The sequence below is a fragment of the Pseudomonas sp. genome, assembly GCF_049645325.1.
Taxonomy (GTDB): domain Bacteria; phylum Pseudomonadota; class Gammaproteobacteria; order Pseudomonadales; family Pseudomonadaceae; genus Aquipseudomonas.
In genome coordinates this window covers 1-3,986 of record NZ_JBARTQ010000327.1, presented here as the reverse complement: position 1 = coordinate 3,986, position 3,986 = coordinate 1, and the positions used below count along the sequence as shown (strand labels likewise).

Annotated in this window: 5 protein-coding genes; all 5 read left to right on the top strand. The window is 65.1% G+C overall.

The genetic code is table 11. The annotated features are described in order from the left end of the window. Positions 1 to 600, top strand: a 600-nt coding sequence (locus WBB95_RS14730; protein ID WP_424488248.1) for an ABC transporter permease, incomplete at its 5' end; no start/stop codon positions are given. A 4-nt stretch (positions 601 to 604) separates the two neighbouring features. Beyond that, positions 605 to 1,399, top strand: coding sequence for an ABC transporter permease (locus WBB95_RS14725; protein WP_424488247.1), 795 nt, complete (start codon positions 605 to 607; stop codon positions 1,397 to 1,399). Then, positions 1,399 to 1,689, top strand: coding sequence for a (2Fe-2S)-binding protein (locus WBB95_RS14720; protein WP_424488246.1), 291 nt, complete (start codon positions 1,399 to 1,401; stop codon positions 1,687 to 1,689). Before WBB95_RS14725 ends, WBB95_RS14720 begins: the two co-directional genes overlap by 1 nt. Further along, positions 1,686 to 3,029 carry an FAD-dependent oxidoreductase gene (locus WBB95_RS14715; protein ID WP_424488245.1) on the top strand — a complete coding sequence of 448 codons (1,344 nt, stop codon included), beginning with the start codon at positions 1,686 to 1,688 and terminating at the stop codon, positions 3,027 to 3,029. Before WBB95_RS14720 ends, WBB95_RS14715 begins: the two co-directional genes overlap by 4 nt. Then, positions 3,026 to 3,986, top strand: a 961-nt coding sequence (locus tag WBB95_RS14710) for an NAD(P)/FAD-dependent oxidoreductase (RefSeq protein WP_424488244.1), incomplete at its 3' end; no start/stop codon positions are given. The genes WBB95_RS14715 and WBB95_RS14710, both read left to right, overlap by 4 nt.

The window sequence follows — 3,986 nt, the reverse complement described above, 5'->3', positions numbered from 1 at the left end:
CCGGAGGCCTACATCCTCAGCCGCATGGGCACGCCGTGGCGCTCGATCTTCCTGATTCTGATCCTGACGCCGCTATTGATCTCGGTGGTGGTGCGCGCCTTTGGCTGGAGCCTGTTGCTGGGCGCCGACGGCCTGGTCAACCAGGTGATCCAGGCCCTTGGCGGGCGTCCGGTAAAACTGCTGTACACGCCGTTCGCCGTGGTGATCGCCCTGGTGCACGTGATGCTGCCGTTCATGATCATTCCGGTGTGGACCTCGCTGCAAAAGCTCGACCCGTCGGCTGAACAGGCGGCGTTGTCACTGGGTGCGAGCCAGGCCACAGTGATGCGCCAGATCGTCTTGCCCCAGGTGATGCCCGGCGTGCTATCCGGCACCTTGATCGTGTTCGGCCTCGCGGCCAGTTCGTTTGCAATCCCCGGCCTGCTGGGCGGACGACGCCTGAAAATGGTCGCCACCGTGGTGTACGACCAGTACCTCTCGGAACTCAACTGGCCCATGGGCGCGACCATTGCGGTGGTGCTGCTGTTGGTCAATCTGCTGATCATGCTGAGCTGGAACCGCATGGTCGAAGGCCGTTACAAAAAGTCCTTGGGGGTTTAAGCGCATGTCCAGAAACGGTCCTTTGGCCCTGGGTTTCCACGGTTTGGTGGTGCTGTTCATGATGGCGCCGCTGGTGGTGGTGTGCCTGGTGGCCTTCACCCCGGAAAACACCTTGAGCCTGCCGACGTCGGGTTTCTCCCTGCGCTGGTTTCGCGCGGTGTTTGAGCGTGCCGACTTTATCCAGGCGTTCTATAACAGCCTGATCCTGGCCTTTACCGCCGCCAGCCTGGCGACGTTGATTGCGGTGCCAGCGGCCTTGGCAATCAGCCGGTACCAGTTCCCGGGGCGCAACTTTTTCAGCACGTTGTTTCTGTCGCCGATCATCATCCCGCACCTGGTGCTGGGCGTGGCGATGCTGCGCCTGTTCGCGCTGATGGGGGTCAATGGCAGCTTCACCTGGCTGATGCTGGCGCACGTGGTGATCATCACTCCATATGTGCTGCGCCTGGTGTTGGCGGCGGCTATCGGCATTGACCGCAGCGCCGAGCAGGCAGCGGAATCCCTGGGCGCCGGCCGTTTTACGCTGTTTCGCCGGATCACCCTGCCGATGATTCTGCCCGGCGTCGCGGGGGGCTGGTTGCTGGCGTTCATCAACAGTTTCGATGAAGTCACCCTGTCGATCTTTGTCAGCTCACCGGCCACGCAAACCCTGCCGGTGCGCATGTATGTGTACGCCACCGAGTCCATCGACCCGATGATGGCGGCCGTCTCGGCGCTGGTGATTGCGCTGACGGCGGCGACCATGATTCTGCTCGACCGGGTGTATGGCCTGGACCGTGTACTGGTGGGGAAACATTGATGGCCTTGTTCAAACGCCTGGCCGAGACCGAGCGCCCTGCCGTGGCCTTCACCCTGGACGGCCAACCGGCCAGCGGCTTGCTCGGCGACACCCTGCTGACCGCCGTGCTGACCTGCGCCGATCACCTGCGCGGCAGCGATTTCAGTGCCGAACGGCGGGCCGGTTTCTGCCTGATGGGCGCTTGCCAGGATTGCTGGGTAAGCCTGCAGGACGGGCGCCGCGTGCGCGCCTGCTCAACCCTGCTGGAAGAAGGCCAGGCTATCAGCCGCGACCCGGGGCGTCAGCCATGAAGCCGGTGGTGATTGTGGGCGCAGGCCCGGCCGGGATCAGCGCGGCGCGTACGCTGCTCGAGCATGGCATCAAGCCTTGCCTGGTGGACGAGAGCCTGCGCGGTGGCGGGCAGATTTATCGCCGCCAGCCAGTGGGTTTTCAACGCACGGCCAAGCAGGTCTACGGATTTGAAGCAAGCAAGGCCGAAGCCGTGCATCGCACCCTGGATGCGCTGGCGCCCTTGATTGATTACCGGCCCGAAACCCTGGTGTGGAACGCCGAGGACGGACGCCTCGACCTGCTCAATAATGGCCGCGCCGAAAGCCTGGATTACGCGCAGATCATTGTCGCCACGGGCGCCACCGACCGCATCTTGCCTGTTGCGGGCTGGACGTTGCCCGGTGTGTACAGCCTGGGTGCGGCGCAAATCGCCTTGAAGTATCAGGGCTGCGCCATCGGTGAGCGCGTAGCGTTCTGCGGCAGCGGACCGTTGCTGTACCTGGTGGCGTATCAATACGCCAAGGCCGGGGCCAAGGTGGTCGCGGTGCTCGACAGCGCGCCGTTCAGCGCCCAGTGCCGCGCCTTGCCCGCATTGCTCGGGCAATCGGCAACCTTGGCCAAGGGCCTGTATTACCGCGCCTGGCTGACCGCGCATGGAGTGCCCGTGCATCAGGGCGCAACGCTCACTCAGATCGACGGCGAACAAAGGGTCACAGGCATTCGCTGGGCTGAGAACGCACTAGAGTGCGATGCCGTCGCCTTCGCCCACGCCCTGCGCAGCGAGACACAACTGGCGGATTTGCTTGGCTGTGAATTTGTCTGGAGCAGTTTGAACCGCGCCTGGCTGCCGCAACGCGACAGCGCCGGGCGCAGCAGCGTCGACGGTGTTTACCTGGCGGGCGACGGCGCTGGAATCATGGGCGCCGATGCCGCGCAAATGGCCGGTGAACGCGCCGCGTTGGCGCTGCTGGAAGATTCGGGCCTGGCCATCGATCAGCGTCGCGCTGGCGTGCTGGAACAGCAACTGGCAGGCATCCAGCGCTTTCGCCATGGCCTGGAAATCGCTTTCCCCTTCCCGGAGCAATGGGCCGCTCAGGCACCGGATGCGTTGATCCTGTGCCGCTGCGAAGAAGTCAGCGTCGGCGATGTGCGCGCAGTGGTGGATGAAGGCCACTGGGAAATCAACCGGGTCAAGGCCCATTGCCGCGTCGGCATGGGCCGTTGCCAGGGGCGCATGTGCGGGCTGGCCGCGGCGGAAGTCATCGCCGAGCGCAGCGGCCGCAGCATTGAAGAGGTCGGCCGCCTGCGCGGCCAGGCACCGATCAAGCCGCTGCCGTTTGGCGTAGAGGTGCAGCCATGATCGACGTCATCGTATTGGGCGGCGGGATTGTCGGCGCCTCCGCAGCCTTGATGCTCGCGCACAAAGGCCAGCGTGTGGCGCTGGTGGAACGGGATTTTTGCGGCTCGCACTCCAGCGGCGTCAACTATGGCGGCGTGCGCCGCCAGGGGCGCCCTTTACACCAACTGCCGTTGTCGCAGCGCGCCCATGCGTTGTGGGCTGACTTGCCAGGGCTGATCGGCATCGACGGCGAATACGTGCGCTCCGGGCATCTGAAACTGGCGCGCAGCCCTGCGGATTTTGCCGCGCTGCAGGCCTATGCCGAACACACCCGTGGTTTTGGCCTGGGCTTGCAACTGCTGGATTACGCCGAATTGCGCGCACGTTTCCCTTGGGTTGGAGATATCGCGGTAGGCGCTTCGCTGTGCCCCGAAGACGGGCACGCCAACCCGCGCCTGGTCTCGCCCGCTTTCGCCCGCGCCGCGCAGCGCTTGGGCGCAGCGGTACACGAGCAATCCGAAGTGATTCGAATCGAACATGACGGCCAGCGGTTCCAGGTGCATTGCGCCAACGGCCTGCACCTGCAAGCGCCCTGGTTGCTGAACTGCGCAGGCGCCTGGGCCGGCAGCGTGGCCGAGCAGTTTGGCGAACCGGTGCCGATCACCTCGGCGCACCCGGCCATGCTGGTCACCGAGCCCTTGCCAGTGGTGATGAACGTGAGCACCGGCGTCGAAGGCGGCGGGATTTACGCGCGGCAAGTCGCCCGGGGCAACTGCATTCTCGGTGGCGGTCGCGGCTTTGCCCTCGGCCCGTTGCAAGCCCGACCGGGGCAGGCAGCGGTGCTGGAGATCCTGCGCAATGCCGGCGAGCTGTACCCGTTTCTCAAGGGTGCCCAGGCGATCCGCACCTGGAGCGGCACCGAAGGTTACCTCCCCGATCACGAACCGGTGATCGGCCCCAGCAGCACCCAACCTGGCC

Coding starts and splice junctions, on each gene's coding strand:
- WBB95_RS14725 (WP_424488247.1), top strand. CDS start 605: ATGTCCAGAAACGGTCCTTTGGCCCTGGGTTTCCACGGTTTGGTGGTG.
- WBB95_RS14720 (WP_424488246.1), top strand. CDS start 1,399: ATGGCCTTGTTCAAACGCCTGGCCGAGACCGAGCGCCCTGCCGTGGCC.
- WBB95_RS14715 (WP_424488245.1), top strand. CDS start 1,686: ATGAAGCCGGTGGTGATTGTGGGCGCAGGCCCGGCCGGGATCAGCGCG.